This window comes from Bacillus litorisediminis (assembly GCF_022808645.1).
GTDB lineage: Bacteria > Bacillota > Bacilli > Bacillales > JC228 > Bacillus_BF > Bacillus_BF litorisediminis.
Genome location: NZ_JAKZKT010000008.1, coordinates 56,963 through 81,842, shown reverse-complemented (window position 1 = coordinate 81,842; position 24,880 = coordinate 56,963). Strand labels below are relative to the sequence as shown.

The window sequence follows — 24,880 nt, the reverse complement described above, 5'->3', positions numbered from 1 at the left end:
CGACTATTCATCTAAAATTTTAGCCTGAAGATAGAGTAAAAGTTTTTTCAAAGGAAATGAAAAAAGGAGTAAAAAGATTCCATTCATGAAAATGGTCGGCAGCAGACGCTGATGTACAAATGTCTCGATATTTATATCTGTTACTTGAAGCAATAAATTGAGTTCATAAACGAAGAATTCCAGTCCCGCAATCCCAAGCAGAGTTACAAAGATAACCAAAAGCAGATGATGATGGAAAAGTTTCATTAACCTGTCCATCAGGTAACAAAGCAAAGGAAAAAGTACCATGTAAACCCCCAGTACTTCTGTATGTACAACATCGAAAATTAAACCAAATACGAATGCATAAAGAAATCCTTGCGGGCGATTGTAAAAAAGCACAATAAAAAAAATCATGCAAAATAAAAATCTTGGAACCAAAATCCATTCATCATAAAATCTTGAAAAAAACAAAACATAGAAGCTTTCCAACAAAAAAATCAACAGAGTCAGGGAAGGGAGGAGGATCTTTCTCATGAGCCCTCTTCCTCCTCAGCCTCTTCATCTGTAAAAGAAAGAATCGGTTCTGTCGCGGTCCTTTTGACGATAATCACATGATTGATGCTATGGAGGTTTGCGGCCGGCTTAATATAGGCCATTTGTGTTAAACCATACTGGTCTGGCGCTACTTCTAAAACCTCGCCAATAAACAAGTCACTCGGAAATACTCCGCCTAAACCAGACGAAACGACGGGATCTCCAACTTCAATTTTTTTATCAAACGGAATATCCCGTAACAAAAGCACCTTCTTTTCTTTGTCAAAGCCGTCAATAATACCCTTAACTTCTTCTGCCTCATTTTGAACAATGGCTGATATCCGATTTGTCGGGTCTAACGAGCTTAATAATTGGACAGTAGAAGTAAACTGGGACGTGCTCTTGATCTTTCCAATAAGACCGTCCGCTGTAATAACAGCCATATTATCTTCGACTCCGTTTACTGCCCCTTTGTTTAACTCAACAATTTCATGCCATTGATCTGGATTTCGCCCGATAACCATCGCCTGAATCGGTTCAAAATCACGCAAATCTTCTTCGATTCCCAAAGTTTTACGCAATTCTTCATTTTCCTGCTCTAAGTCTTTCACTCTTTGATCGAGCTGATGGTAGTCTTCCATCTTACTTTTTAACAGCTGATTTTCTTCGTATGTATGTAATAAAGCTTGGACATCCTCAAAAAGACCTGCAACTGCATATACAGGTTTGGAAACGATATTCTGAACAAAGCCAGTCGTATCCTTGACGAATTGCTCTATCCATGTGAGTTGACTTCTTTCCCTGATAGAAAAGCCTATCAATGCCACGAGAATAATAATACTCACAAGAAGAAACATCAGTCGCTTGTTGAGAAAAAATTGTGGCATGACGCACACCCTCTTACAAACTTGTAATTATCCATTCTGTCTTCCGGTAACATCCTCAAACCGTAAAACGATAGGGGTCCCTACATAGATGTGGTTGTTTCATAAGGGCTTATTCCCTTTATGAAACAACCACTCAAGTGTTAGGGTACTCCAAGTATATCGTAAATTTTATCTTTCTTTTGTTTTACCTTTGAAAAGATGAATATGATCTAATGCTTTACCTGTTCCAATTGCTACACAGTCTAATGGATTTTCAGCGATTAAAACTGGCATCTTGGTTTCTTCACTTATAACCTTATCAAGATTTCTCAGCAAAGCACCTCCACCTGTCAAAACAATGCCGCGATCCATAATATCAGCAGCTAATTCAGGAGGGGTTTTTTCTAATGTGTTTTTAACGGTATCAACGATTGCATCGATTGTATCACGTAAGGCTCTTGAAATTTCTTCTGGTGTAATTTCAATCGTTTTTGGCAAACCAGTCAGAAGGTCACGGCCTCTGATTTCCATATTATCAATGCCTTCTGGGTCACCAGCTGTCCCTATTTCAACCTTAATCGCCTCAGCTGTCCGTTCACCAATCATCAAATTATAGGTTTTACGGATATAACTGATAATCGCAGCATCCATTTCATCACCAGCAATTCGGATGGATTGGCTCGTCACAATCCCGCCTAGCGAAATAATGGCTACCTCAGTGGTACCGCCGCCGATATCGACAACCATACTTCCGGTTGGCTCCCAAACAGGAAGATTCGCACCAATTGCAGCAGCGAATGGTTCCTCAATTGTATAGGCATCTCTAGCTCCTGCCTGTCTCGTTGCATCGATAACAGCTCGTTCTTCTACAGCTGTAATCCCAGAAGGTACACAAACCATCACATACGGCTTCCGCGAAAAGGTGCCTTTTTTCTTTAATGCATTACGGATATAGTATTTCATCATCGTTGCGGTCGTATCATAATCCGCAATAACTCCATCTTTCATTGGCCTAATCGCTACTATATTTCCAGGTGTACGGCCAATCATATTTTTCGCATCATTTCCAACTGCAACAATTGTTTTCGTGTCTGTCTGAAGTGCAACAACGGAAGGTTCTCTCAGGACAATACCCTTCCCCTTAATATAAACCAGTGTGTTTGCAGTTCCTAAATCAATTCCTAAATCTTTTGTTCCAAAACCAAACATATGTAAATCTCCCTTTCTAACCCGAATCCTAACAAAAACGAATTCCATGAAACCTTAGGAGCTATATTCATTTTCCCATAAAGTTTGCTTTTTAACGACAGTTTTTTTGAACTGTCTTTTAAAAAATCATAAATTTAATTATAGCTCAATGACCCTTAAATTCATAGTGTTATAAATATCCTTTTTCTTTTAAACTTACATACCGATTCTCACCTATTATAAGATGGTCGAGTAATTCAATGCCAATAATTTTACCGCATTCATTTAATCTTTTTGTGACCTCAATATCTTCACGTGAAGGTGCAGGATCTCCTGATGGGTGGTTATGTACACATATGATAGATGCAGCAGACCTTCGAAACGCTTCTTTATACACCTCGCGCGGATGAACAATGGAAGCATTCAAACTCCCAATGAAAATGGTTTGCTTGTGAAGAACCTGATTCTTAGTATTGAGGTACAAACATACGAAATGTTCCTGTGATAAAAATCTCATTTCATTCATAACATAATTGGCTCCATCCTCAGGAGAACGAATGGTATAGCGCTCGGCATCCTTTAAACCGGCAACGCGTCTGGCTAATTCAAAAGTCGCCAACAACTGTATAGCCTTTGCTGTTCCAATCCCCTTTATACTTGTCAATTCTTCCAGGCTAGCATCCTTTAACATTCGTAACCCTTCAAATTTTATGACCAATTTTTGAGATAATTCCATTACAGACTCTTGTTGAGAGCCTGTTCTTAAAAGAATAGCCAATAATTCCTGGTTTGAAAGATTAGCCGGTCCTTCCTTGATAAATCGTTCTCTTGGGCGTTCTTCTTCGGGAACATCCTTTATCATGAATATGGATTTTTCCAAATGATTTTCCTCCTTTTATAAAGGAAAACCACATTTTTTCAACGCGCGCATTGTTTTGGACAAAGGAAGCCCCATTACACTATAGTAATCGCCTTTAATCTCTTTTACTAAATAAGCCCCTTTTCCTTGAATTCCATATCCTCCCGCCTTGTCAAACGGTTCGCCGCTTTCAATATATTTCTTGATATCTTGTTCAGAAAGCTCCCAAAAGGTTACATCGGTTGCTTCAAAAAATGAATGAACGGAACCCTTAGTCACAATCGTTACGCCTGTGTACACCTGATGGGTTGCACCGGAAAGTTTTTTCAGCATCGAAATCGCTGCGTCTTGATCATGCGGTTTTCCCAATATCTCTTTTTGAATGGAAACGACTGTATCGGCACCTAATACAAAGTAATCAGGATATTGTGAAGCTACATCTAGTGCCTTCCGTGAGGATAATTCTATCACGGCATCTTGTGGGTAAATGTGTGGGGGAAGATCCTCAGACACACCACTCTTGTGAATTTCAAACGGAATATCCATTTGTTTTAATAATTCACTTCTTCTTGGTGAGCCCGAAGCTAAGATTAGCGGTTTCATACGATCACCTCTTTAGAATTTTGTTAGAAAGGGAAATCTATTATATCCTATCAAATTGATGAGGAAAAAGGCAAAAGAGAAAAACAAAAAAAAGACTGTCGAAAACCAGCTATTGCTTCGACAGTTCTTTTATTTTTCGATTCATTTCCCGGAAAATAGACAGTAAAAAAATATTTTTTCTATTTTTACTATCATTCAATCTCGTGATTTAGTTTGATATAAGAGAGAAGGACTTGCTGTGCTTGGTAGGCATCATTTACATTTTTGCTTTGACTAAAAGTTTCAAGTGAGGTACTAGCTTGCAAAATAATATCAGCCAATAATGAAGAGGTTTGGTCTTGAAACTCTGTACTTTGTAAGGAGCTGGAAATCTGGCTTAACTTTGTTTGTGCGTCCTCGGGAACTCCTTGACCAAGCGCAGCTTTACCTGTGATATCAAATAAAATGGGCAGCGAACTGATCGCCTCGTTAAGAACTGTGGCATTTCCTTTGCTTGCTGTTTCAAAAGTTCCTTCCTTTAGGGATTGTTCCTTTGCGTATACTTCTACTTCTTTTTCAGCGTATATGGCTGCTAACTGTTTAGCTTCATTTTCATTGGAAGCCAGTCCTAATAGAACCGTATACGCGCTATCATTGTTCTCTATTATAACAGACGGGATTCCTTTTTCATCGAGCTGTGAAACTAACGTATCAGCAGCTTCTTGGTTGGAAAACACTCCCCCTTGTATGACATAGACAGTCATAGCCGGGATCTTTACTAAACTGGCCGATGCATTGGCTGGCGGTGCCTGGTTGGCAGAAGTCGCAGTCGGGTTATTGGGTTCGGCAGGGGTTTGACTATCTTCAGCAGAAATGAATTTTAATAGAATGATCCCGAAAGCAATACCCAAACCAATTGCAAACGCTAAAGAAAATAATAGTGAGCTGACTGTATGAAACATGTTTCCTTTCTTTACAGAAGTTTTAAAAGGATGCTTATTTTTTTCTTTCTGATTTGCCTGAATAAATTCCCGAGGTTCTGGATCAATCTCTGGAAGGATCCAGTCAAACTCCTCTGCCTCTTCCCGTGCGGCTGCCGTTTCAATCGATACATTTTCTAATATATCCCTTGCCTGAGTCTTCTTTTCTTCTTTGAAAGGAGCGGGCTTTTCGTTTAGCATAATCTTGATTTGACCATTTTTATTTGACTGTTCTTTCAATCCTTCCTCCCCCTTTTACTAGTTTTGCCCTATCCTATCATAGAGATCAAAAAAAATAACAAGACTTTTGTCGTCTTGTTATCGCCATCTTTCGTATTGTTTTGTCAAAAAGTCCTATTCATCAATTGCCCGGTTTCGCCATCTCTCCATCGGGATAGTAGAAAGCAGATATTTGGATTGTGAACACAACAGGAGTCTGATTTGCCTGACCAAATGAGTTTTCTTGCCCGCTAAACGTTAATTGATCAATGTGAATGATTCGTTTCATATTCTCAATCTCATGCAAAAAGCTTTCTAGCTGTTCATAGGTAGGAGATTGAACAGACATGGAAATCGTTACTTTTTTGACCCCGCTTGGAATAATAGCAGGGGATTGGCCCTGCCCCTCCTCAACCGCTTCAGCATTGGATGAAGATTCTTCAGCAGACGATTTGCCAAACGTCATATTTAATATCAGACTATCAGAGGCAAGCTCTGCTTTTTCCAATTCTAAAATAAGCTGGTCCACTAACGGCTGAGACGGCAGCTGCTCTTGCAGCTGATTGATTCTAAGCTGGCTATCATTTACTTCATTGTGATCCTTTTGGCTAACGGTCTCAAAATGCTCGGTCTCCTCTTCAATTTTCTGTTCGAGTGATTCAATATTCGCTTGTAGCGGCAGAACCATAATTTGATAGCCTGAAAATAAAAGCAACCCAAAGATAAGCAAAGTAAAAAGAACAATTCTTGTCAGTTTTATTGCTTTCATTGTCCATTCAACTCCTGGGATGCCTTTTGTACCTCTGATGGATGAATAGTTAACTGAAAATCTGCATGATATCTTGGCAACATATTAGTCGCTCCGCCATTTAGCTGAACGGTTTCAATTTCATTTAATTTGACAACAGAAAAAAAGGAGGATGATTTTAAGCGGTCCAAGAAAAAGGCTACTTCTCTCGATGCATAAAACTCAAGCACAAGGTGAATTTGGCTAGAGGCATATTCAAACTGTAAAACAGACCCCTGATCCTGTAATAATCTTGAGATTTCGTTTAATAAAACAACGGTTGACAGCGGATAGGCTGCTAACTTTTGAACAACCTCTTCATATTGGTTTGAAGGGATAATCGTTTTGACAGGCTGATTTTGCTGTTCCTGTATTTGCCGAAGCTCCTGTATTTGGGCAAGCTGCGTTTCCAGGCGCTCTTCTATTTTCTTTTGCCCATTTAACCATAATAAGCCTGATGTGATTATGAGGACAATAATAACAAAGACCAATCCCATTGCAAGTAAGAGATGGCTATTCCGTTGTTTCTTCTTGGGTAACAGATTTATGTCTACAAGCATCATTTCACCTACTTTAATGCCAAGCCAATACAATCTGAGAAAAAGGCAGGTACATTTACATTTTTCCTTGTCTGAAATAATGGTTCTGTAAATGCAACTACTTCTTGGCTAAGCTGAGCATCAATCTCAATTGCGAGCAAATGAATACATGGGTGGTCTCCGACAATTAACACCTTATTAATTTCGTATTGTCCTTTTGCCAAATTCGAACGGTACACATCCATCATCCTGCTCATTTCAGTGATAATCGGTTTTGAGATTTCATCTAGCTGACGGCTAGTTCCTTTCCATACCAATTGATCAACATGATTTCTGCCATAGTGGACTTCCACGGTTTCCTCGTGAAATACAAGCGGGATTTGTCTTAAAAATACCGGCTTATGTTCATGAAACACGGAAAGCTGTAAAGAGTTTGGGTTAATTTGAACGAGCAAAAGATGCTCTTGCGGCCGGGCTAAGTCTAAATGATAGCAAAGTCTGTAATACGACAGACAGGTTAAATCCGCTGCTTCAGGATGCAATTTCACTTTATCCAGCATCTGCTGATAATTTTGTACAACTGACTCCTTACTCGCAACTACTATTACTTCTTTATCGCCATTCCGAATCTGATTTGGAACAGCTTCTATAATCGGGTCTTCGAAAGGCAGATGAAGGGTTTGTCCAAGCTGAAAATACAAATGCCCCTTAATCTCGTCATCCGGGATTTCAATTGGTACATTCGTTTGTCTGACGATTACCTGAGAATCAGGAACACAATATCGCACCAGGCGGCCTTTAATCTGAGCATCTTTGACAAACTTATGCAAGAAAGAAATGAACTCATCCTGGTCCTGAACCAATCCATTCACGATTAAACCGGAAGGAATCAACCTTTGTCCATATTTAATAATCGATTTATTTTTGCCAGACTCTACAAAGCGCACGAAACGGTCATTGATTATGATGTTGACCCGATGATGTTTTTTTCGTACTAAGCCGCTCATCCGCTGCACCACCTACCAAAGAATATCAAAATACCATTGCATAATCTGTTCTCCATAAAACAGAGATAGAAGTGCTCCTAACGCAATAAAGGGACCAAACGGAATCGCCTGCCGCTTTTTAATCCTTCCAAGAAAAATCCCAATCATTCCAATTACTGCCCCAATTATGGTCGCTAAAAAAAAGGTCAGCAGTACATTGGGAAAACCGAGGGCAATCCCAATTACAAAGAACAGTTTAATATCCCCTCCGCCCATACCTCCTTTGCTAAGGATGGCTACAAGAAGGAGAAAAAGTGAAACCCCAACTCCTGCTGCATACGGATTCCACCATGGATCAAGGGGGGAGAAAACCCGATAAACTAACAAGAATACAAGAAAGTATATCAAAATCTTATTGGGAATCAGCATATATTTTAGGTCGGTTACGATAATAATGCTTAATAAAGATATTAATAGAAAGGAAACTACGAGTTCATTTGAAAAACCAAAATATAGGTACGCATACATAAACAATAGTCCTGTCAACAATTCAATAAATGGGTACAAAATTGAAATCGGAGCTTTACAATTTCGGCACTTCCCTTTGAGAAAAAGGTAGGACAGCACCGGAATCAATTCGAGCGGACCCAATTCCCTCTTACAATGAGGACAATGTGAATTTGGGTAAACGATTGACTGCTTTAACGGAACCCGTAAACCTACTACATTATAAAAAGAACCCAGCAATAATCCGAGCATTAAAAAAAGTATTGCATACACTGCATCCATAGCATAATTCCTTTTATTGGTTGATAGTTTTAGTATACTAGTAAATTTTTTATGTGACTATCTTTATGTGATTGAAATAAAGAAAATACCGCTACAAAATTACTAAATTAGCAATAAGCGGTAGTTGTCATTTTTAATTAAAATGTTGAACTGTTTTTATTTATAGACATGTTTGAGTTAATTTTAAATTCTTTTTCATCCCGAAGCGCGTACATATAGGTTAAGGCAAGAAATACCCAAAAGTATGGCGCAACAGGTACTACACTAATATTAAATTGTGCTTGTATCAAATAACTAGAAATGAGGACTGTAACCATAACCAGTTCTATAGATGGATTCTTACTTTTAATGATTGTTTTATATGCTTTAAATAAAATAGTACCTACCAAAAGTAAATAGCTAATGAGAGCTGGGCCCCCCATGGTAACGGCAATCTGCAGCCATTCATTATGAGCTTTATCAACCGTGACCGTTGGGAAATATTTCATTGTCTCTGCAGAATCATTAGGAAATACGAGGTGGAACGTATCCGGCCCCGAGCCTGTCCAGAAATATTCTTTTATTAAGGGTAAAGATGTTCTCCATATGTACCAACGGTGAGAACCCGCATTCATATTGTCTTCGGTAATGGCAGTCTTGGTATCTTGAACAATCGTTGCAGCTCGATTAGCTAAAATATTATTTGCCAGGTTATTGGCCGTACAAAATAAAATGATAAATAAAAAGATAACTGATATATACCTTTTAAATAAAGGTCTATTCTTCCATAAAATATAGACCCCTGTGATGAATAAACACATAGCTAAGCCTAACCACGCGCTGCGGGTGGTAGAGTAGAGTAAACCGAGGAACTGGATTGCTAATAAAAATAAATAGAGAGCTGCGAACTTTTTCTTGTTAGCTGTAAATAGAAGAAGCATAGTTACTAAAATAGCAATTAAAGAAAAGGTTCCAAAAAAATTAGCACTGCTAAAAAAGGATACGCTTCTTGTAGAACCTGTGTTAATAATTGATAGGTTAAAATGTTCAAGGATACCTTGGATTGAAGCTAAAGTGGCTATAAAAGAAAATCCCACTAACCAATTGTATTTCATAAAAACAGAAGATCTCCAAAGAACTGCTACAAATAGGGATAAATAACATATCCAAGTTGAAAGCCCTTCATATCTAGCTATTTTTCCTGATAGTGAGGTTTGTATATCAACTGAAAAAAGAACTGAAATAATTATTAAACTTAAAAATAATAATGCCATAAAGAGTGGAAGTCTAGGCACTTGATCCCATTGTAATAGAAGATTTTTTCGTTTAAACCATACTCCTGTCCACCATAAACTAATAATTAAAACTAGAAAAATAGTTTTGTGAGTTGTATATGATTGTTCAGGTAGAAATGGATTAACCGCTATCGGAAATATAATAAGAAAAAGTAATAATAGATTAAACATGAAATACCTCTATTAGTCTAATAAAAAAGAAAAAGGGGAATGATGATTTCCCCAGTTAGTTCGTAGTAAATGCCTGTTCTCTATTTAATTGGGTTTCCGTTTCATTACTAATGTCATATGATTTAGTTGTCTGGTCATCATTGAGAGTAACAGTATAAGTATATTTATTTCCATTTTTTGTTACTGTTACATAATGTAAACTGCCTGAAGGTAAAGTAAAATCAAAATTATTAAAACTATCTGAATCAGGTGTTACCCCACTGTAATTATTGTTTGTAAATGGATTTTCAAAGTTATCTAAATACCCCTTATCTATAAGATAGTCTAATGGTATATAAAAAGTAGATCCATCTTTTGTAGTTAATTCTGATATTGCTACTAGTTTAGCAGAACTAATCATTTGTTGAGCGTTCGCTATGTGCGCATCCTTCTTACTATTCTCAATTATCCCGCCTACACTCGGAACTGCAATCGCTGCAATAATCCCCAAAATCACGACAACTGCCAATAATTCTACTAACGTTAAACCTTTCTCGTTTTTCCATGCTTTTAGAATTCGGCGCATGTTTAATCCCCCTATTAATGAATAGTATAATTTCGTATGTATTGGTATAGAAAAGGCCGATATTTACACATGTTCAAAATGCCTGGATTAATCAACATGATGTAAAATCGGCCGGTTGCACTACTAGCTCAATATTCTTCAAAGTGCCCAAGATTAGAAGAATTTTCATAGCTTCCAATTTTTCTAGTTACCAATATTTATATGGACAAAGTTATTATATTATACTTAAGACTTTTAGACTATACCTTTATTGAATAAATTTTCCTATTGTATCGATTCAAACATACTGAACATCGGCAGCGCGATCGATGCGACGATGACACCGACTACTCCTGCTAAAAATGTGATTAAAACCGGTTCGAGCAGCGCCTTCAGCTTCTCTGTTGCAATCGAAACATCGGCTTCATAGAAGTCGGCTACTTTCCCCAAAACTGTTTCCATTGCCCCAGTTTTTTCTCCGGTTGCAATCATTTGTACCACCATAGGCGGAAATGCCCAGTGCTTCTGCAAAGGTTTTGTCATGGATTGCCCTTTTTCAAGTGATGTTTTTACCTCTTGCAGTGCCCGCACGTATACTTCATTACCTACCACATTTTCAATAATCGACATTGATTGCAGGATTGGAACGGAACTCGCATATAATGAGCTTAATGTTCTCGTCATTCTCGCTAAAGCGGATTTTCTTAAAATCATCCCAATCATCGGAAGCTTTAATACAAAATAGTCTAGATAGTATTGCCCATCCATCTTTTTAATGAAATACCAAAGTCCCCCCACAATGGTTCCTGCTATTAATAGCAATGCCCACCACCAAGTTACGAAAAACTGACTGGCTGTTAGGACCATTTTTGTAACAATAGGCAGCTCTGCGCCCAATGAGGCAAACATCGTTGAAAACGTTGGAACGACTGTAGTTAATAGAAAAATTAAAACGATAATCGATACGATTCCAATAAAGATGGGATATGTTAAAGCAGCTTTCACTTTATTGCGGGTTTCATATTGCTTTTCAAAATAGACGGCAAGACGGTCTAAAATGTCATCCATATTTCCTCCCACTTCTCCAGCTCTTACCAGATGGACAAATATGGGCGGAAAAATTTTCGGATGCTCCGCAACAGCCTGTGTAAAGGAACGACCTTCTCTTAGCTTTTCTTCAACCTTTAACAGAGCCTGTTTTAATAATTTATTATCGCTTTGTTTCGCCAATATTTGGGTGGCCTCAACGATGGATATCCCCGCTTGAATGAGGGTGGAAAATTGGCGAATGTACATGACGAAGTCTTGTGGCTTGACCCTTTTTTTCTTAATTTCAATCTCTTTGTATAGGAAACTCGTTAATTCCTCGAGAGAAAGGACCGCAATGCCCTGTTCACGAAGTTTCGCCATTGCTTCCTTTTGATCCGCTGCTTTTAGCTTACCGCTTCTTTTCTCGCCCTTCCGATCACGACCTGAATATTGATAGACAGCCATGATTAAAACTCACCTCTAAGATACGGGTAAGCAGCTTCATTGGAAATGACTCTCTCCCTTAATAAGTCTTCAATCGCCATTTGCATCGTTTGCATGCCTGCTTCCCTGCTCGTTTGGATCACACTTTGAATTTGATGCGTCTTTTCGTTGCGGATTAAATTCTTAACAGCCGCATTACAGATTAAAAGCTCCACCGCTGCTCTTCTGCCCGAATGATCAATAGTTGGGAATAACCGCTGCGAGATAACGGCTTTTAAAACCGACGCAAGCTGTATGCGAATTTGTGTCTGCTGCTCCGCAGGGAACACATCTATGATTCTATCGATGGTAGAGGCCGCATCGGTTGTATGCAATGTTCCCAATACAAGATGGCCCGTTTCAGCTGCAGAGATAGCGGTTGAAATCGTTTCTAAATCGCGCATTTCTCCTACTAGAATCACATCGGGATCCTGCCGCAAACAAGCCCGCAGCCCATTGGCAAACGATCTTGTATCGAACCCAACCTCGCGCTGGTCAATAATACTCTGACCGTGCCTATGTAAATATTCTATCGGGTCTTCCAATGTAATAATATGCTTTCTCATATAGCGATTCATTTCGTTTATCATCGCTGCAAGGGTCGTCGATTTCCCGCTCCCCGTTGGGCCCGTCACTAAAATTAACCCTTGCGGATGCGTAATTAAATTTTGGATTTGCGGCGGCAAAAACAAGTCTTGGATTGTTGGAATATGGGTGGGGATGACACGAATCGCCATACTTACACATGATCTTTGGTGATATGCATTGATTCGAAATCGGGAAACCTTAGGAATACCATAAGAAAAATCGAGCTCGCCTTTTTCCTTAAAAATAGGCCAAAGGTGATGCGGGATGATTGATCTTGCCATTTCTTCTGTATGCTCTGGAAGTAAAGGCGTTTTGCCGTAAGGCTTTAACTCCCCGTTGATGCGAACAATGGGCGGTACTCCGACCGTTAAATGGATATCGGAGGCACCAAATTCAAATGCTCCTTGTAATATAGAGTGTAGCTGCTCCTTATACATCTAACCTTGCCTCCTAGCTTTCCACAACTGCGCTCAAAACCTCTTCCAGTGAGGTATATCCCATTTTGACCTTCAACAGGCCATCAGCAGCCAATGATATCATTCCATGCTGACTGGCATGATTCTTTAAGTGCTGCATGGAGCTATTATTTAACATCAGAGATTTTAATGATTCATCAACAATTAGCACTTCCTGAATTGCCATTCGACCTGAATAACCGGTTTGTCGGCAAAGCGGACAGCCTTTAGCACGATAGATTTTTTCGATTGTAATACCGCGCTTTTGAAATAGATCTTTCTCCATTTCAGTCGGATCATACTCCTCCCTGCAGTCACGGCAAAGCTTTCTCACCAGTCTTTGGGCCACTACTCCAGAAAGGGAAGAAGCGACTAAATATGGTTCAACTCCCATATCAATCAAACGGGGAATCGCCGCAATGGCACTATTTGTGTGGAGTGTACTTAACACTAGATGTCCCGTTAGGGCTGAGCGGACCGCAATATCAGCTGTTTCCTGGTCACGTATTTCTCCAATCATAATGATATTCGGATCCTGTCTTAAGATTGAACGCAGACCATTAGCAAAGGTGAGTCCGATTTGAGGATTGACTTGAACCTGGTTAATCCCCTCTAGTTCATACTCGACTGGATCTTCAATCGTAACAATGTTTACATCGGCTTTATTTAAATGGTGCAGTCCCGCATAAAGAGTCGACGTTTTCCCTGCTCCTGTAGGTCCAGTAATCAGGACTAGCCCTTGTGGACTTTCAATTAACTGCACAAAGCGCTGGAGGTTGGACCGATTAAAATCAAGCTGTGCCAGCTTTTTCATCACCTTTGATAAATCTAGAATTCTCATGACGACTTTCTCACCATGCAGAGTAGGGAGGATTGAGATTCTCAGATCGATTGGTGTGGCATTCATTTTTAATTTAATCCGTCCGTCCTGAGGAAGTCTTGATTCGGTAATATTCATACTGGCCATGATTTTGATACGGGCTATCAATGATTCATATATATTTTTCGAGATGACCCTTTCTGTCCTGAGCTTGCCGTCAACACGATAGCGGATCAGAATTCTTTCTTCTTGCGGATCAATATGGATATCACTTGCCCGCAATTGAAGACCGCTCGTTAATATCTGATCAACCAAACGAACGGCTGGTGCATTATCCCCCGTATTCGCGGAAGAAATGACAGTTTCTTGCTCTGAAAATGTTTCTTTCATATCGTAATATTTATAAATAGATTGAATGATTTCATCTTTTTTAGCAATGACAGGACTAATCGCAAACCCAGTTGAAAGCCGAATATCATCAATCGTATAAACGTCCATCGGGTCATTCATCGCTATCGTTAAAACATTGCCTTCTTTTTTTATTGGCAAGATTACGTGGCGGAGGGCAAAATCCTTGGTGATAAGGGAAGTTAAGCTCCCATCAACCGGATAGCGATAAAGCGTAACATGAGGAATGCCGAGCTGAAATTCTAGCACTTCAATCAGCTGCTGTTCATTAATATAGCCTCGCTCAACTAATGCATCACCAATTTTTTGCTCCTGTTTCTTTAGCATTAGAGTTTCATCAAGCTGTTCCTGTGTAATGAGTCTCGATTCTACTAATAAATCTCCTAGCCTTTTTCTTTTTTCCACATACTCCACCGCCCGGTTTAATATTGGATCTCATCATTAATGTCCCAGCCAGACCCGTCTGGTACTGTGCAGCTGTAAAACCCTGTGATTGTTTCATCATACGGATATATATTGCCTGACACTTGCATTCCTGCCGGAGGTGTTCCGTTCATATAGACATCCCCGTTAACGATAATCTCACTTTGCTTTGAAATGGAAGGAATGGTTTGAAAAGCTGCATGACCTTGGATCGTTACGGATGAACCATTTTCTTGCAGAGAAAGTGTATTTTGAAAGAGTGCATTTCCGCCAATTGATATCGATGTTCCCCCAAATAAATAGACGGGACCAGCATAATTTGCACTGCAGGCATTGGCCACGCCAATATTCATATAGGATTTATTCGTTAAGGTTACCGTTCCGCCAAATTTAGCATTTCTTCCGGCGGTAAAACTGGCCGAATTTGTATCGAGGGTGAGATTCCCGTTTACTAATGCACCCCCGTCTATCTCGATGACGCCGTTTTCGCCTGTTACATGTACGTTTTTTTCAAAAATCGCGTTTTCCCCTACAGAAAGTCTCCCATTGGAAACCAAAAGATAAAAATCCTCTGAGAATCTGGCATTTCTGCCAACGATAATAGAGGTTTTAGAAGAATCAAGACTTGTGACACCCTCAAAGAGCCCATCTTTTCCGATGGTGATCGATCCGCCTGGTTTGGTTAAACCTACATCATCCGTGAATTTTGCATGGCCGGTTATGATAATTTCATTATTTGGATTATCAATGGTTACCTCACCTTGAAATAAAGTATCCCCATCGTAAAAACCTGAATCTGGATTATCAGGCTCTATAATGTCCCATCCTTCATCCCCTTCTTCAGGTCCCCAATCCGAACCATCTTCCCCTCCGTCAATCGGGTCATCACTCCCGCCAGGGCCAGACGATGCTGTAATATAAATTGTATTGGTCAAGGTTTTCCCAGAAGAAGAAGCACTCGTAAATCCTTTACTTTGGAAGATAATGTTCAGCTGATTTTCTGCAGGCTGTTCTGTTTGAATATTAAACACTTGATATCCGAATTGGTCTTCTGTCTGCTCAATATAATGTTCAATCGTTCCAGGAAAATTGAATATAACCCAATCATTGATCTCCTGCAAAGAGCCTGGTCCCGGTTCACTTAATAAATAGCTGTAGATACGATTTCTAAAATCAAGAATCCCCATCTCAGCCAAGTTTATTTCTTGAATCAGGCTTTCTGATTTTTGATTTTGTTTACTTTGCGTCACATTAAAACTAATCAATGTTAAGGCTAAAATCGTCAATACAGATGTAATCAAGAGAGTCCAGATTAACGCAGAACCATGTTCATTTTGGTTATAGATTAGAAGTTTTTGCATTGGTTCGTACACTCCGCAAATAAGTTTTGAGTGTGATAGCATCGTTTGGATTTTGCAAATCGGAGACAGTAAGCTCAAGCTCGACTGGTTCAAGATTGGTTGCGATTGTTTCTGGGGTAACACTATACAGTAAGTCTGATTCAGAAATAATCGCTCCATTCAAAACAATATCTGCCCGTCCATCGCCATTATCATCCTTTAGCTCAACCGTAAAAGTCCCTTCAGAATAATAAGCGACAGTTAGAGCAGTCATGATCCTATTCGCTTCATTTTGCAGCTGAACCATCGCTTTATCCTTTTGAAAGGCATTCGATCCAAAGCTAAAAAAACTAAAAATCACCGTTATGACAATCCCAAAAATAACGAGAGCTCCAAGTAGTTCAATTAGCGTCAGACCCTTTTCATTTTTCAAAATCGTTCTCATGAAGCACTTCCCCCGCTCTGAAGCTGAACGTACCCGAAATTTTGGCTTAGCAGCTTCTCCCGCGTAACACTGTCAAATACTTGAACATGAAGGGTCTGCAGGGACTGCTCTGGATCACAATACAAAAGCAGCGTGATAAAATAGCGCTTTTCATTTAAAACAAACGCCCCATTTACATCAAGACCCTCAAATAAATGCTGGTAGTTTGGAAATAGATTGGTATCAGGGCTTGGACAAGCCGTTTCTGAAAAATTTTCCTGTACCTTTTCTAAGACAAGCGAGGATAGATGAACAGCCGAAAGCTTGTCCTCATTGTATGAAGTAAATTGAAAGCCTTGGGTAAAAAAACCTATGGCCCCCACTACAACTATGGATAGTACGGCAAATGCAATGAGTAATTCGATAACGGTAAAACCCTTACTGCTATTCTTCATTACGAAGTCCCTCTGGATTATGGTTTTATACTATACTGAATTTCATAGATAGGAAGATAGGTATCTTCAGCAACAACCTCTGAATGAACGACCTCACCTTCTGCATTGAAATAATCTCTCCTAATTATTAAAGTAGAGCCCTTTTTCCCAGGTTGTGTTGTGCCTGCCTTTTCCTCATCCGCAGACACATACTGAACAATGGTTCTTGGTTCAAGCACCTTTTCCTGAATAATATGATAGCGAACAAATTCATTCGATTTTAGACCAGTAATCGTTAAATGCAGACTCGTTTTGCTGATTGGAACAAGCTTAAAGGCAAGCCGCGAATCACCGTCATTGAAAAAACGGAAGTCCAATTTTTGGGTCCTATCAATTTTTGCTTCCAGCCCTGGCTGAATCCCAGCAGGAAGACTTTTGCTTGTATGGCGTTCGATTACCTTCAGATCAGTAGACAATACCGCTTCCCATAAAAGTGAGGCAACATTAGATAAATCTTCATCAGAAAGTGTATCTGGGCTTTCGTTTTCAGCCCATTGCAGCATGGAAAAAGCCTGTCCCGGCTCAATCTGAAACTCTATAGATGATAATTGGCTTATATCAGGAAAGGATCGAACAAGGGAAATAACAGCAGCATTGGCAGTTTGCTGAGGCGGGTCTGCTTGTATCAAATCGTCTTTTCCTGTACCCTTTTCTTCTGGTGAGTCATCCTTAGGCAACCCTGATACGACTGCGCTTCTGATGACTGTATTTTTAGGAAATGCCTGATTAAAAATTTTTTCATAGGCAAAGCTGCTTAGCTGAAAGATACAAATAAATAAGACGCTTCCTAAAAGAATCGAAACAAATAGTTGAATTCCTCTCCAAACTTTCATGGTCCCACCTCTTATTCACTGGATGCTCGGAACCGTTTGGACAGTTCTTTTAAAAACAGCTTTTCATTCTGTAAAACAGGCGTGTCGTCCTCGTACGTTGTTTTTTGTTTTTTTACTGACTCCGCCTGTTCTTTATATAAATTGGCAATACCGTCGTTTAATAACATGGATCTGCCTGGATATGATGATGCAAATTCCTCTTCCTCTATATCATCCCTTGTTTCAGCCTCAAGATTTTCAGGAAGAGACACCCATTTCAAATCAAATTGCTCAACCGTCTGATTAAACTGATGCACGTTTTCTATATTTTCGAACGGCTTCGATTCAATTTTGTTCTCATCAGCTACTTGATCCGAAGTGTGGATGATATCTTTATGAGGCTCACGGTCAGCCTCTAAAGTCAGCGCAAGATTTTCTCGTTCTTTTCGTTTTTCGTCAAAAGATATAACATTTTCAATGGTTTTTGTTTGCGATTCGTTCTGCAGCTTTTCAGCTGCCTCCTCTTTTTTATGAGATTTATTCCAATCATCTGACATAATCCAATCATCAAGGAGATAACCAGGCTCATCTTCAGCCGTGGAATCATCATCCCAGCGGAAACCAGGCATCTCATAATCCAACTTTTCATCTGAGAGCAGGTACTGAAGCTCATTTTTAGTATTGGAGCCGTTTTTCATATTGGCTGTCGGCTTTATTTGACCCTCAGCTTGTATACTTGCCTGACTGTCTATGACATTGATTGAAGCTGACTCTGAATCCACTTGTACTAGATTGGCTGGTTTTGCCAATTTTGCTTTATCCAGTTGCTTTTGATAACTGAATAATGGCTGAGGAAGGTCTGCTGCTCCTCTTTTTTGCTGGACTGCTTTTTTATAAAAATGTTCGCCCCACCATTTCAAAATCAGAATGCTCATTGAAATGGTTAATCCTATATGTATCAAAATGGTTTGCAGCTTAGGCAGATGTCCCCAAGCAAGGATCAATAGCCCTCCCGCTAAACTGGAAACAAACCAAATAACCACTCTCCCGAACAATGACCAACGGACGGGCAGCAAGAAAACTAATAGAATAAGACCGACAGCACTAACAGCCGTATGTATAAGATTTTCCATCCTCCTACCTCCGTCATATTCCTGTAACTCTATTGTATATTATTTATTGAATAATAGTTATAAAAAACTAGTCTTTTCCTACTAAATATAAAAAAATATAATAAAATTAAAAATTTTTAATGACAAAAAGTATCTTCCCAATGGAAAGATACTTTCATCCGTTAGCTTGAATGGATTGGTACTCTGATACTTTATTTCTTCCTCTTCGTTTTGCACCTACATACATCGCAAAATCCGCATGTCTGATTAGCGTCAGGTAATCATCTGCATCTTCAGGAGCATTGGCAACTCCGATACTGGCGGTAATTCGAATAAGCGACCTTTTCCGATTTTGAATTAATTGTTGTTCTAGAGTAAACGGACGATTCGCAATCATAATCCGCAATGTTTCTGCAATCGATAAAGCTTCTGCTTTAGAAATATTCGGAAGAAGGATTACAAATTCCTCTCCGCCATAGCGTGCCACAATGCCTGTTTCGCCAATAAATTGCTGAATCCTGTCAGCAATTGCACGCAATACCTCATTGCCGCTTTGATGGCCATATGTATCATTAATCGACTTAAAATGGTCAATATCGATTAGAATCAATGATAAATAATTGTATTTACGCTCCATGAGCATCTGATACTCTTGTTCAATCAGTCTCTCAAAATAGCGGTAATTATATAAACCCGTTAAAGCACATCGTTCACTCTCTTTTTTCGTAAGTTCATAGTTACGTGCATTTTCAAGAGCAATCGCTAAATACGAACATAATATATCAACAATCATAAGCTGGTATTTTTTATAGGCCCGCTTTTCAGTAGTAGCTAACAGCAAAACGCCAACTACCTTCTGATTACGCATAATCGGGACACAGAGAACGCTTTCCGCCCCCTCGGGCATATACCCTTTTGCAATCGTTTCCCACTGAGCTTTAGAAGAATAGAGAACCGCTTTTTTTGTACCCCAAACCATACCGCTGATCCCCTCAAAACGGAGAAGAGGTTCCATATCCAAGCTCTTATTTTCGCCTTCTTCATAACGGCGAATCAACTGAAGTTCCTTATTATCAATCACATCTAATATATATGCATGACTGACTGGAACAATCGTTGTTATACGCTTCATAAAAAGGTCTACTACTTCTCTGGCTTTTAAACTTTGTGTTAGCTCATGTCCAATCTCGGTTGCCTTTTGAAGATGGTCATTAATGATATCAGTAGAATAATAGAGTCTTAATATAAAGGCGACAGTAAAAAATGGAATTCCCAGCAAAATACCAGAGGCAACTCCGATTTCTTTATATAAAATAAAAAGCCCCATCCCCAGCGGAACAATCATCAATAGAGAAGCAAGTTCCCAGATAATATCTTTTCCCAAAAGCTTTCTTTTCACATTAAAAAACAATCTTGAAAATAGCATTAAACCCGCTTGATTTCCTGCAAAATAAACGAGGGTATAGCTGATAACCAATATAAGCCCGTAAGGCTGATTCATAGTAAAAGTATGATGATCTCCGCCAAGAGCATAAAAACTTAGACCGCTTAAAACAGAGACCATAAAGATCATAATGGAATTAAGCGGATAACGATAGAGATCGCTTTTGCTCGTTTTGGTACGTAAAAGCAAGAAAACCAGGAAAATATGCATAAATAGAATTTCAATAAATAAGCCATATAAAAGAAAAACCGTCATGGAAATCCATTGTACAAAAGCAATGGTTGTACGGTTTACAACAAAGGGCATTAAAGCAGCCCCAATCATAAGCACTAGGAACCATAGCATATCAGTTGGCTGTTCAGGCAGGATTGGAGGAAAATAAAAATAGGCAGCTGCTATTCCTGCTGGAATAAAAAGTGACCAAAGTGTCCATATTACAATTTTTTTAGCAGAAGAAACCATCATTTTTATTTCCCTCCTTTCCCTATAAAACTAGTCAAAAAGTCTTAATAATAAATTAACTTTACCAAAATATTTTTTATTTGTCACATATTTCTTTTATTTCACACATTTGTTATTTCAAAGTATTTTTTTACTTCTGAAATAAAATAAAGAGAGCCTGTAACGACTAGAATTTCCTGTTCTTCCATTTGCGTCAGCTGCCCGTCTAGCCAAGCTTTCCAGTCCTCTGCCACATAGCCGCTGCCACCTGGTATTGCAGCCTTTAATTCCTCTGCTGAAGCAGCTCTAGGGAAATCAAAGGACGTGACATAAAGTGAATCTGAGATTTCCTTAAGCAGTGAAAGCATTGGCTGTAATGGCTTGTCTGAGAGCCCAGCAAACAGGACTTTAATCCTATTTTTCGGAAATCTGAGTTTAAGTGTTTTCGTTAGTGCTTCGATTCCTTCACGATTATGCGCCCCATCAATAATAATCGTCGGCTGTTCCGATACGGTTTCAAAGCGTCCCGGCCAATAAGCATTTTTTATCCCTTCATACACATGCTCAGGTTCGATAAAGAAAGAAAAATATGTTTTTAAATAGTCTGCTACCATCACGGCTAAAGCAGAATTATGAGCCTGATAGGTTCCCTTCAGCCCCGTAACGAGATCGCGATAGATATGGTATGGTGTCTCAAGTGTATACCGTTCGCCATCTTCGATTGATTCGTGGTTGGAAATCACAAAATGAGTATCCAGCTTATATAATTTAGCTTTTTTCGCGGCTGCTACTTCTTCTATAATCTCTACTGCTTCCTTTTTGTCTTCACTGATCATCACGGGGATTCCATTTTTAATAATACCTGCTTTTTCATATGCAATATCGGATATCGTGTCACCAAGGATGCGAACGTGGTCCATACCAATATTCGTGATAACGGATATAAGAGGGTAAATAATGTTGGTTGAGTCAAAACGTCCTCCCAGTCCTACCTCCATAATCACAATGTCAACCGGACGGACAAATCCAAAATAATAGAGACACATCGCGGTAATCACTTCGAACTCGGTTGGTCCCCCCAGTTCTGTTCCTTCTAATTCGTTTGCCAGCGGTATGATTATTTCGGTAAGCTGTACCATTTCATCATCCGATATCGGCATTCCATTAATGCTGATTCTTTCATTAAATTGTTCAATATAGGGGGAGGTAAAAGTTCCGACTTCATACCCCGCAGATTGCAGAATAGAGCGGACAAATGTAACGGTCGATCCTTTCCCGTTGGTTCCGCCGATATGTACAAATTTGATCCTTTGCTCTGGATGCCCCATCTTTTCCATGAGCCATTCCATCCGTTTTAAGCCTGGTTTCACCCCGAGCCGGAGACGGCCATGGATCCAGGCAAGAGCTTCCTCATAGTTCATGCTAAACCCCTCCTACGCATAAATGATGACGAACCTGTAAGATTCGCCATCATTCATTACCTCATTACATTGTTTTTAGTTCTTCAATCCGTTTTAATACAGTTTCCCGTTTTTCCGTGTAATCTTTTTCTTTAGCTCTTTCTTCCTCAACTACCTGTTGTGGTGCTTTTTCAATGAAACGCTCATTGGCAAGCTTCTTCTGTACCCTCTCAACCTCTTTCGTCCATTTGTCGAGTTCTTTTTCGAGGCGGGCAATTTCTTCTTCAATATTAATTAATCCTGCAAGAGGTAGAATAACCTCTACTCCTGTTGCAACAGCTGTCATCGCCTTTTCTGGTGTTTCGACAGCGGTTCCGATTTCTAGATTTTCCGGGTTACAGAATTTTTCCAAATAGTTTTGATTATGAATGAGAATATCACTCGTTTCTTGATCCTTGGTTTTTAAATAAAGATTAATTTTTTTGCTCATTGGTGTATTTACTTCTGCCCGGATATTACGAACAGAACGAATAATTTCAACGAGAAGTTTCATTTCTTTTGCAGCCTTATCATTCGTTAAATCCGGATTCACAGTTGGCCACGCTGCCACTGTAATGGATTCACCTTGAGTAGGCAGGCTTTGCCATATTTCTTCTGTGATAAATGGCATAAATGGATGAAGCAAACGCATGGTATTGTCTAGAACATAAGCGAGTACGGAACGAGTTGTCTTTTTGGCCTCTTCATCCTCCCCATATAAAGGAAGTTTTGCCATTTCAATATACCAGTCACAGAAGTCATCCCAAATGAAGTTGTATAAAACGCGGCCCACTTCGCCAAATTCGTATTTATCAGCCAGCTTCGTTACCGTTTCAATCGTCTCATTTAAACGGGTTAGAATCCAGTGGTCAGCGACTGACTTTTCACCGCTTAAATCGACATCGGTATAACTCATATCTCCCATATTCATTAAGGCAAACCGGGAAGCATTCCAAATTTTATTGGCAAAATTCCAAACCGATTCTACTTTTTCTAAGCTAAAGCGTAAATCTTGCCCTGGTGAAGTTCCGGTAGATAAGAAATATCGAAGTGAATCAGCACCGTACTTTTCAATAACTTCCATTGGATCGATTCCGTTCCCTAACGATTTACTCATCTTACGGCCTTCTGCATCCCGAACCAATCCATGGATTAACACATCTTTGAATGGACGTTTCCCGGTAAACTCTAAGCCTTGGAAAATCATGCGGGACACCCAGAATCCAATAATATCGTACCCCGTTACTAAACAATCGGATGGATAGTACCGTTTGTAGTCCGATGCTTCTTCATTCGGCCATCCCATGGTAGAAAATGGCCATAATGCAGAACTGAACCACGTATCAAGCACGTCTTCATCCTGTTTCCAATTTTCAATATCTGCTGGCGGTTCATAATCTACATAAACTTCGCCTGTTTCTTTATGATACCAGGCTGGAATTCGGTGTCCCCACCAAAGCTGTCTGGAGATACACCAGTCACGGGTGTTTTCCATCCAGCGCAAATAGTTCGTTTCAAAGCGATCCGGTACAAAGTGAACCTTATCCTTTTCTTGCTGCAGGGCAATCGCTTCATCAGCTAGAGGCTGCATTTTTACAAACCATTGCGTGGATAGATAAGGTTCAACAACAGCCCCGCTTCGCTCAGAGTGACCAACGGAGTGAAGGTGCTCTTCAATTTTAAAGAGAACGCCTTGCTCCTTTAGATCTTTAACGATTTGCTTGCGGCACTCAAAGCGGTCCATGCCCTGATATTTTCCTGCTAATTCATTCATTGTTCCGTCTTCATTCATAACAAGGATACGCGGCAGATTGTGACGGTTTCCGATTTCAAAGTCATTTGGGTCATGAGCAGGGGTAATTTTAACAGCCCCAGAACCAAATTCCATATCAACATAATCATCGCCAACAATCGGAATTTCACGGCCAACGATTGGGAGAATTACCGTTTTTCCGATTAAATGCTTATAACGGTCATCTTCAGGATGTACGGCTACGGCTGTATCACCAAGCATGGTTTCTGGCCGGGTTGTGGCTATTTCAATATGACCTGACCCGTCCTTTAACGGATACTTCATGTGATAAAAGGCACCCTGCACATCCTTATGAATCACCTCAATGTCAGATAAAGCTGTTTTGGTAACCGGATCCCAGTTTATAATGTATTCTCCGCGATAAATCAGACCCTTTTTATAAAGGGTAACAAATACTTCTTTTACCGCTTGAGAAAGACCTTCATCGAGTGTAAAACGCTCACGGCTATAATCAAGGCCTAATCCAAGTTTTGCCCACTGCTCCCGGATATGGCTGGCATATTCTTTTTTCCATTTCCATGTCTCTTCAACGAATTTTTCTCTGCCTAAATCATATCTGGTTTTTCCTTCGCTCCGGAGCTTTTGTTCCACTTTTGCCTGCGTCGCAATCCCGGCATGGTCCATTCCAGGGAGCCAAAGTACATCATAGCCCTGCATACGTTTCATTCTGGTTAATATGTCTTGTAATGTTGTGTCCCAAGCATGTCCTAAGTGAAGTTTTCCCGTTACATTAGGCGGGGGAATGACAATCGTATATGGTTTTTTTTTCGGATCGTTTTTAGCCTCGAAAAACTTCCCATTCAACCACCATTCATAACGCCCTTTTTCAATTGATTTCGGGTCATATTTCGTTGGCAGTTCTTTTTGTTTCGTTTCCATTACTTATCCTCCTGTTCTTATAATCCTTTCGGTAATTCAAAAGCAAACAATATAAAAAGCCCTTTCCATCCAAAAGGACGAAAAGAGCTTATTTCGCGGTACCACCTTTATTCTAAGCAGGCTGAAAGCCTTAGCTTAGCACTCTGATTTGATAACGGCTCATCACCGGCTTTTAC

The 24,880-nt window shown here is 39.7% G+C and carries 23 protein-coding genes, 1 riboswitch and 1 other annotated feature (1 of these 25 only partly in view); all 23 genes read right to left on the bottom strand.

Going from position 1 to position 24,880, the window contains the following annotated elements; translation table 11 throughout:
• Positions 1–3: 3 nt before the first annotated feature.
• A complete protein-coding gene (gene mreD, locus MLE14_RS06105; protein ID WP_243297463.1) occupies positions 4–516 on the bottom strand; it encodes a rod shape-determining protein MreD in 513 nt (170 codons plus the stop codon).
• Complete coding sequence (gene mreC, locus MLE14_RS06100) at positions 513–1,403, bottom strand: rod shape-determining protein MreC (RefSeq protein WP_243297462.1); 891 nt, start codon at positions 1,401–1,403, stop codon at positions 513–515. Before mreC ends, mreD begins: the two co-directional genes overlap by 4 nt.
• A gap of 168 nt (positions 1,404–1,571) precedes the next feature.
• The gene (locus MLE14_RS06095) at positions 1,572–2,591 is read right to left on the bottom strand and encodes a rod shape-determining protein (protein WP_243297461.1); all 1,020 of its coding nucleotides are present in this window, start codon (positions 2,589–2,591) and stop codon (positions 1,572–1,574) included.
• Positions 2,592–2,760: 169 nt separating this feature from the next.
• Positions 2,761–3,432, bottom strand: coding sequence for a RadC family protein (gene radC, locus MLE14_RS06090; protein WP_279326780.1), 672 nt, complete (start codon positions 3,430–3,432; stop codon positions 2,761–2,763).
• A gap of 33 nt (positions 3,433–3,465) precedes the next feature.
• A complete protein-coding gene (locus MLE14_RS06085) occupies positions 3,466–4,032 on the bottom strand; it encodes a Maf family protein (protein WP_243297460.1) in 567 nt (188 codons plus the stop codon).
• 191 nt (positions 4,033–4,223) lie between these two features.
• On the bottom strand, positions 4,224–5,231 hold the full coding sequence (locus tag MLE14_RS06080; RefSeq protein WP_243297459.1) for an SPOR domain-containing protein: 1,008 nt from the start codon (positions 5,229–5,231) through the stop codon (positions 4,224–4,226).
• Between the two features lie 121 nt (positions 5,232–5,352).
• Entirely contained in the window at positions 5,353–5,979 is a 627-nt protein-coding gene (pilO, locus tag MLE14_RS06075) for a type 4a pilus biogenesis protein PilO (protein WP_243297458.1), read from the bottom strand.
• Positions 5,976–6,557 (bottom strand): PilN domain-containing protein, encoded by a 582-nt coding sequence (locus tag MLE14_RS06070; RefSeq protein WP_243297457.1) that lies wholly within the window; start codon positions 6,555–6,557, stop codon positions 5,976–5,978. Before MLE14_RS06070 ends, pilO begins: the two co-directional genes overlap by 4 nt.
• An 8-nt stretch (positions 6,558–6,565) precedes the next feature.
• Positions 6,566–7,543, bottom strand: coding sequence for a type IV pilus biogenesis protein PilM (gene pilM / locus MLE14_RS06065; RefSeq protein ID WP_243297456.1), 978 nt, complete (start codon positions 7,541–7,543; stop codon positions 6,566–6,568).
• 12 nt (positions 7,544–7,555) lie between these two features.
• Positions 7,556–8,311 carry a prepilin peptidase gene (locus MLE14_RS06060; protein WP_243297455.1) on the bottom strand — a complete coding sequence of 252 codons (756 nt, stop codon included), beginning with the start codon at positions 8,309–8,311 and terminating at the stop codon, positions 7,556–7,558.
• A gap of 137 nt (positions 8,312–8,448) precedes the next feature.
• On the bottom strand, positions 8,449–9,756 hold the full coding sequence (locus MLE14_RS06055) for an O-antigen ligase family protein (RefSeq protein WP_243297454.1): 1,308 nt from the start codon (positions 9,754–9,756) through the stop codon (positions 8,449–8,451).
• Positions 9,757–9,811: 55 nt separating this feature from the next.
• Complete coding sequence (locus MLE14_RS06050; protein WP_243297453.1) at positions 9,812–10,321, bottom strand: type II secretion system protein; 510 nt, start codon at positions 10,319–10,321, stop codon at positions 9,812–9,814.
• 100 nt (positions 10,322–10,421) lie between these two features.
• Positions 10,422–10,506, bottom strand: a riboswitch (cyclic di-GMP riboswitch).
• Positions 10,507–10,585: 79 nt separating this feature from the next.
• Positions 10,586–11,794, bottom strand: a complete 1,209-nt coding sequence (locus MLE14_RS06045; RefSeq protein WP_243297452.1) for a type II secretion system F family protein — start codon at positions 11,792–11,794, stop codon at positions 10,586–10,588.
• A gap of 2 nt (positions 11,795–11,796) precedes the next feature.
• Positions 11,797–12,837, bottom strand: a complete 1,041-nt coding sequence (locus MLE14_RS06040) for a type IV pilus twitching motility protein PilT (protein WP_243297451.1) — start codon at positions 12,835–12,837, stop codon at positions 11,797–11,799.
• 13 nt (positions 12,838–12,850) lie between these two features.
• Entirely contained in the window at positions 12,851–14,497 is a 1,647-nt protein-coding gene (locus tag MLE14_RS06035) for a GspE/PulE family protein (RefSeq protein WP_243297450.1), read from the bottom strand.
• 8 nt (positions 14,498–14,505) lie between these two features.
• A complete protein-coding gene (locus tag MLE14_RS06030; RefSeq protein ID WP_243297449.1) occupies positions 14,506–15,867 on the bottom strand; it encodes a hypothetical protein in 1,362 nt (453 codons plus the stop codon).
• Entirely contained in the window at positions 15,845–16,291 is a 447-nt protein-coding gene (locus MLE14_RS06025) for a PulJ/GspJ family protein (RefSeq protein ID WP_243297448.1), read from the bottom strand. Before MLE14_RS06025 ends, MLE14_RS06030 begins: the two co-directional genes overlap by 23 nt.
• Positions 16,288–16,725 carry a type IV pilus modification PilV family protein gene (locus tag MLE14_RS06020; RefSeq protein ID WP_243297447.1) on the bottom strand — a complete coding sequence of 146 codons (438 nt, stop codon included), beginning with the start codon at positions 16,723–16,725 and terminating at the stop codon, positions 16,288–16,290. The genes MLE14_RS06025 and MLE14_RS06020 overlap by 4 nt, the downstream gene beginning before the upstream one ends.
• 17 nt (positions 16,726–16,742) lie before the next feature.
• Entirely contained in the window at positions 16,743–17,597 is an 855-nt protein-coding gene (locus tag MLE14_RS06015; protein WP_243297446.1) for a VanW family protein, read from the bottom strand.
• An 11-nt stretch (positions 17,598–17,608) separates the two neighbouring features.
• Positions 17,609–18,709, bottom strand: a complete 1,101-nt coding sequence (locus MLE14_RS06010) for a hypothetical protein (protein ID WP_243297445.1) — start codon at positions 18,707–18,709, stop codon at positions 17,609–17,611.
• Between the two features lie 154 nt (positions 18,710–18,863).
• A complete protein-coding gene (locus MLE14_RS06005) occupies positions 18,864–20,597 on the bottom strand; it encodes a sensor domain-containing diguanylate cyclase (RefSeq protein WP_243297444.1) in 1,734 nt (577 codons plus the stop codon).
• A gap of 98 nt (positions 20,598–20,695) precedes the next feature.
• Positions 20,696–21,994 carry a bifunctional folylpolyglutamate synthase/dihydrofolate synthase gene (locus tag MLE14_RS06000; protein ID WP_243297443.1) on the bottom strand — a complete coding sequence of 433 codons (1,299 nt, stop codon included), beginning with the start codon at positions 21,992–21,994 and terminating at the stop codon, positions 20,696–20,698.
• A gap of 64 nt (positions 21,995–22,058) precedes the next feature.
• The gene (locus tag MLE14_RS05995) at positions 22,059–24,704 is read right to left on the bottom strand and encodes a valine--tRNA ligase (protein ID WP_243297442.1); all 2,646 of its coding nucleotides are present in this window, start codon (positions 24,702–24,704) and stop codon (positions 22,059–22,061) included.
• A gap of 70 nt (positions 24,705–24,774) precedes the next feature.
• Positions 24,775–24,880, bottom strand: a binding site (T-box leader) (it continues 127 nt past the right edge of the window).

What these genes read in the sequence shown, in the direction of transcription:
- mreD (WP_243297463.1), bottom strand. Translation starts at nt 516, where the DNA reads ATGAGAAAGATCCTCCTCCCTTCCCTGACTCTGTTGATTTTTTTGTTG.
- mreC (WP_243297462.1), bottom strand. Translation starts at nt 1,403, where the DNA reads ATGCCACAATTTTTTCTCAACAAGCGACTGATGTTTCTTCTTGTGAGT.
- MLE14_RS06095 (WP_243297461.1), bottom strand. Translation starts at nt 2,591, where the DNA reads ATGTTTGGTTTTGGAACAAAAGATTTAGGAATTGATTTAGGAACTGCA.
- radC (WP_279326780.1), bottom strand. Translation starts at nt 3,432, where the DNA reads ATGATAAAGGATGTTCCCGAAGAAGAACGCCCAAGAGAACGATTTATC.
- MLE14_RS06085 (WP_243297460.1), bottom strand. Translation starts at nt 4,032, where the DNA reads ATGAAACCGCTAATCTTAGCTTCGGGCTCACCAAGAAGAAGTGAATTA.
- pilO (WP_243297458.1), bottom strand. Translation starts at nt 5,979, where the DNA reads ATGAAAGCAATAAAACTGACAAGAATTGTTCTTTTTACTTTGCTTATC.
- MLE14_RS06070 (WP_243297457.1), bottom strand. Translation starts at nt 6,557, where the DNA reads ATGCTTGTAGACATAAATCTGTTACCCAAGAAGAAACAACGGAATAGC.
- pilM (WP_243297456.1), bottom strand. Translation starts at nt 7,543, where the DNA reads ATGAGCGGCTTAGTACGAAAAAAACATCATCGGGTCAACATCATAATC.
- MLE14_RS06060 (WP_243297455.1), bottom strand. Translation starts at nt 8,311, where the DNA reads ATGGATGCAGTGTATGCAATACTTTTTTTAATGCTCGGATTATTGCTG.
- MLE14_RS06055 (WP_243297454.1), bottom strand. Translation starts at nt 9,756, where the DNA reads ATGTTTAATCTATTATTACTTTTTCTTATTATATTTCCGATAGCGGTT.
- MLE14_RS06050 (WP_243297453.1), bottom strand. Translation starts at nt 10,321, where the DNA reads ATGCGCCGAATTCTAAAAGCATGGAAAAACGAGAAAGGTTTAACGTTA.
- MLE14_RS06045 (WP_243297452.1), bottom strand. Translation starts at nt 11,794, where the DNA reads ATGGCTGTCTATCAATATTCAGGTCGTGATCGGAAGGGCGAGAAAAGA.
- MLE14_RS06040 (WP_243297451.1), bottom strand. Translation starts at nt 12,837, where the DNA reads ATGTATAAGGAGCAGCTACACTCTATATTACAAGGAGCATTTGAATTT.
- MLE14_RS06030 (WP_243297449.1), bottom strand. Translation starts at nt 15,867, where the DNA reads ATGCAAAAACTTCTAATCTATAACCAAAATGAACATGGTTCTGCGTTA.
- MLE14_RS06025 (WP_243297448.1), bottom strand. Translation starts at nt 16,291, where the DNA reads ATGAGAACGATTTTGAAAAATGAAAAGGGTCTGACGCTAATTGAACTA.
- MLE14_RS06020 (WP_243297447.1), bottom strand. Translation starts at nt 16,725, where the DNA reads ATGAAGAATAGCAGTAAGGGTTTTACCGTTATCGAATTACTCATTGCA.
- MLE14_RS06015 (WP_243297446.1), bottom strand. Translation starts at nt 17,597, where the DNA reads ATGAAAGTTTGGAGAGGAATTCAACTATTTGTTTCGATTCTTTTAGGA.
- MLE14_RS06010 (WP_243297445.1), bottom strand. Translation starts at nt 18,709, where the DNA reads ATGGAAAATCTTATACATACGGCTGTTAGTGCTGTCGGTCTTATTCTA.
- MLE14_RS06005 (WP_243297444.1), bottom strand. Translation starts at nt 20,597, where the DNA reads ATGATGGTTTCTTCTGCTAAAAAAATTGTAATATGGACACTTTGGTCA.
- MLE14_RS06000 (WP_243297443.1), bottom strand. Translation starts at nt 21,994, where the DNA reads ATGAACTATGAGGAAGCTCTTGCCTGGATCCATGGCCGTCTCCGGCTC.
- MLE14_RS05995 (WP_243297442.1), bottom strand. Translation starts at nt 24,704, where the DNA reads ATGGAAACGAAACAAAAAGAACTGCCAACGAAATATGACCCGAAATCA.